We start from the raw sequence: 2,161 nt of genomic DNA on the forward strand, positions 1-2,161 counted from the left end.
CACAAGCGATCTTTTGCCGCAGTGTTTGTACCCATCTGCGGTTTGGTTTGGCCAGTGGCCCGTCAGCTTCAGTGGACTGCCAGGTGCCGTCGGGGAACAACCACACAACGGTTCCGCTGGCGGGCTCTAAGATGGGCCGGGCCCGGCGATCGGTTTTGATGTTGTGGTGGTGTTGGCACAGCGCGATGAGGTTTACCGGGCTGGTCAGACCACCCTCGTCGTATTCCACCACGTGGTCCATCTGGCAGGTGGTGGCTGGCATGCTACAACCTGGGTAGCGGCAGCATCCATCGCGGCCGGTCACGGCGCTGCGCATCGTCGGTGTGGTGGCGTAGCCTGTGACTTTGTGGTTGGCTACGGCGTCCATGTCGTGGTGCTTGGCTGCTTCACCGGCGAGGGCGTCGGCAGCGGCGCCAAACAGGGTGGCCACGCCAGCGCCGGTAGTCGTCGACACGAACAGCGGGGCGTCGGCAACATCGCTGGCGCGGTAGCAATTCAGCGTCACGGAGGTGTGCGTTTTACCCAGCAAGAGCTCCACGACGGCGTCGCGAAGCGAAATTCCGGCTTGTTTCGCGTGCTCGTGCACGTGCGCATCGATTTTCACGGCAGTAGCGGCGTCGGTATCGAAGTGAAACTCGTGGGTATCGTCGCCATTGCGGCTGTCCAGCGGAATATCGTGGACTTCGTAATTTTTCCGAGTCGGATCCTTGTGCTTCTTCTCCCGAACAGAAGAATCATGCGCTTCGATTTCGCGGTTAATGCGGTTAGTGATGCTGCGTTTCGACGGCATCTGTTGCGCAGGTTTGGTCGGCGTGAGGTAGTCAACCAGCACGTTATCGATAACGGCGAACAGGTGTGCGTTGACGTCACCGGCTTTAGCCATTGCGCGGTCAATTGCGATCCACCGATCCATGTCAATATGCCACATCGTGGTCGCTAAATCGCGCAGTTGTGGCAGATCAATCATGCGATAAAACGCTCCGATGATGTCACCAACCTTGTGGCTGCCCAGCCCACTCTTTTCCGTGAGCTCTTTCAAAAGCAGGTCATAATCATAATGTTCAAAATCAATGATGGAATCCCAAGCGTGAAACTCTTGCCGACGCAGGGCCGTCATGGCTTGCGCGTCTTTGTCGTGGGGGCTGCAGTGCGTGAAATAAGCGGTGGCGTCGGCGTTCACGGATTCCCTCCCCCGAATATGCTTGCTAACTGGAATGACTTTAGTCTAACGCAAATAACGTAAAAACACAACAGTGTTCGAATAAGAATGTGTCCTAAAAACTTGGGGCAGCAACTCGGGGAACTTATCGAACATGTGGAGTTTGCTCGGTAGTTCACCAGTTAAAGTAGGCTTCTAGCATGTTTTCCAGCGTGCAGCAATCGAACATTGCACAGTGTAGTGTGCAAGTAGAAATCTTCGATTTAATTTTCGCATTGCATGATAGTCAGGTCGGTAGGCGAGCGATTTCTCATGGTCAACCAAGTAGTAATAATTGTAAAGATTGTAAAAGTTGTAAGAGTTGTAAACAGTAGTAAAGCGGTTGTCTATAATGATGGTATGGCACGTACGAAAAACCCATTTAGTCCAGGAACTGGCACGACTCCACCGTATCTTGCTGGTCGGGTAGATGAACTTACTGATTTTCGTTACGCGCTTCTGGACGGGCCCGGTTCGCATGAGCGCCTAAGTCTGGTATCTGGAATGCGGGGAGTTGGCAAAACTGTATTGCTCAATGAATTTGAAGATATCGCCCATGCAGAGTCCTGGTGGGTCATCTCGGAAACCGCGACTCCAGGTTTTATGGAAAGAATCCGTGACAAAATTTATTCTCTCGCGAAAGACCAATTTGACCTAGTTTCGCGAAAACTGACGGGCCTTAATATTGCTTCGCTCGGAGGGATTCAGTTGAGTGAGGCAGAAAAATTCACGCCAACGGTTACGCTTCGGGATGTTCTTACAGATTTTTTGGAATTACAGGCAGAGCGAGATGAAAAGCTAAACCAACCACCTGTCGGGGTGCTGATAACGCTCGATGAACTGCACTACTACCATCAGAGTGAAATCATTGAATTCGGTGCTACGATACAGCATTTGGTGCGCGAAAACCGAGAAATAGCGCTTGCAATGGCAGGGATTCCACAATCCATTAAGCCACTGTTG

Annotated in this window: 2 protein-coding genes; one reads left to right on the plus strand and one right to left on the minus strand. The window is 52.2% G+C overall.

What is annotated here, in order from left to right:
* Positions 1-1,180 (minus strand): HNH endonuclease signature motif containing protein (locus BKN05_RS12160; protein WP_286688752.1); only part of this gene is annotated, 1,180 nt, incomplete at its 3' end.
* A gap of 378 nt (positions 1,181-1,558) precedes the next feature.
* Between BKN05_RS12160 and BKN05_RS12165 the strand changes: the two genes are divergently transcribed.
* Positions 1,559-2,161, plus strand: a 603-nt coding sequence (locus BKN05_RS12165) for an ATP-binding protein (protein WP_502686344.1), incomplete at its 3' end; no start/stop codon positions are given.

Origin of the sequence: Corynebacterium sp. S5S1, assembly GCF_001913985.1 — a bacterium.
GTDB classification, from domain to species: domain Bacteria; phylum Actinomycetota; class Actinomycetes; order Mycobacteriales; family Mycobacteriaceae; genus Corynebacterium; species Corynebacterium marquesiae.